This window comes from Armatimonas sp. (assembly GCF_043760365.1).
Lineage (GTDB): Bacteria > Armatimonadota > Armatimonadia > Armatimonadales > Armatimonadaceae > Armatimonas.
On sequence record NZ_JAYUPA010000347.1, the window covers coordinates 1 to 1,862 of the forward strand.

Sequence of the window (1,862 nt, forward strand, 5' to 3'; positions counted from 1 at the left end):
GGCGGCGGCGCAGCGAGATCACAACCGCAGCCACAGTTAAAGCTGACATTAATCGTCAGAGAATCAGAATCAAAGCCTAAGGAGCTACCCTGATCGCGGACTCAACTCATTTTGCTGGTTTCACCACGAAGGTTTTGATTTCAAAGGGTCGGTAGGGAAACGTGAGTGCGTTCCCCTTGAAAGGAACGGGCACGGGATCTTGTTCAAGGCTGTTGGTCTCGTAGGCCTCTGCAAGCTTGAAGCCGAAGGTGAGGGTGGCCTCGCCGCGTGTTTGTAGAGCTTCGTAGAGGCGCACGACAAGCGCATTTTCTTCGGATTCGGCGCGTTTGATGGTCTCTATAATCAGGCCCTGGTCGTCCACGCTCACGAAATCATAAGTGGGGAGGAGGGGGGCTTTGAGGTTCTTCGGGGCGAAGCGGGCAAGCAGCGGGTAGTTTAGTGCATGGGCCTCGTCCACGGTCTCGCCCCGCCAGTCGCCGGTGTGGGGAAGAATTGCGTAGGTAAAGTGATGGCGACCCTGGTCGGTGTCGGGGTAGATGCGGGGTGTCAGGAGCGTTAGAGCGAGGGTGTTCTCGCGAGCATCGTAGCCATATTTTGTGTCCGAGAGAATACTCACACCAAAGTCGCCCTCGGAGATGTCAGCCCACTTGTGCCCACAGACCTCGAACTTGGCGGCGTCCCAGATCGTGTTGGTGTGCGTGGGACGCTCGATGGTCCCAAACGGGATCTCGTAGGTGGCGCGGTTGGCAAGAACTGTGGCGGGGACATGGGCTTTGAGGAGAACCCGGTGCTCGTGCCAGTCAATCTCGGTGGCGATCTCAACGCGCGCCGAGTGTGCCCAGAGCTGGATGCGCTGGGTGACAGTGGAGCTGCGAAAACGTCGTTCGACTAAAATACTGGCGCGCACGGGGCCGTTTTCAAGAACCTCAAAGCGCGTGACTTCTGCTTCGTCTTCAAGGGGGGTGGGCTTGTCCTCATAAGCGACCAGCCGCGCCGTTGCCGCCAGAGACTCGCGCTCGCCGTCTTCGGTCTTGTGAAGCAGCGAGGAAATTTCGCCCTGGGCATCCAGTGTGACGCGTACAAAGTCATTTTCGATAATATTCTCCTCGGCAGTGACCGTGCTCTCATCGGCGGGCGCATCGGTGCGGCCCAGGCCAATGCTCTGGTAGCCCAGAGGCTCGACATCGAGAAGCAGCACGAGATACTCTCGCTCTTTTCCTACCATGCGCAGAAACTGACTGCTCAGCGGCTCGCCGTCGGCGTCGTTGAAGAGCACGCGGCCCTTGCGCACCTGGTCACCGGGCAGGCGCACGCAAAACGCATCGCCAGGCCGGAGCGTGTCGGTTGGGTTGAAGACAATCACGGAGTCGGTGGGCGTGGCGATATTCTGAGAGATCTTGGTGAGGGCAGCGTCTTGGAGGGCGAGAGCGCTTTCGATGACATCCGTGCCTGTCCTAGCAGCATCCGTCAGCGCAGCCCAGAGCGCGTCGAACTCGACGGAGGGGTAGGGAGCGCCGAGCTGGGTCTGTGCCAGGGCCGCGAAGAGCTCGGCCCCACGAAGCGCCCGCTCCGCCGCTGCATGGCTCTCCAAGGGGCTCCTCAGGGGATCATTTTCCAGGGGAAGCTCGCCGCTCCAGCGCGGCAGCTCTTGCCAAGGCGGCGCTTGGACAGATGTCCCCAACTGCGTGAGAAGCTCAGTGCCGTCAATGCCGCGCCAGCGAAACGCGGGGTGGGGCAGCAGGTCGGCATTCTGAGGGAGCGACAACGCCTGCTGTCCACAGCTTTTCAGGAGCTGCGGCAGAGATGCCATGTAACCAGGAATCGCGGCCAGAGAAAGGGCTTGCGTGGCATTCTTCGGAGAA

The 1,862-nt window shown here is 60.4% G+C and carries 1 protein-coding gene; it reads right to left on the minus strand.

All coding sequences use genetic code 11. The features are described from left to right. Positions 1–106: 106 nt before the first annotated feature. Positions 107–1,862, minus strand: a 1,756-nt coding sequence (locus ACH2EH_RS08510; protein ID WP_395140758.1) for an alpha-mannosidase, incomplete at its 5' end; no start/stop codon positions are given.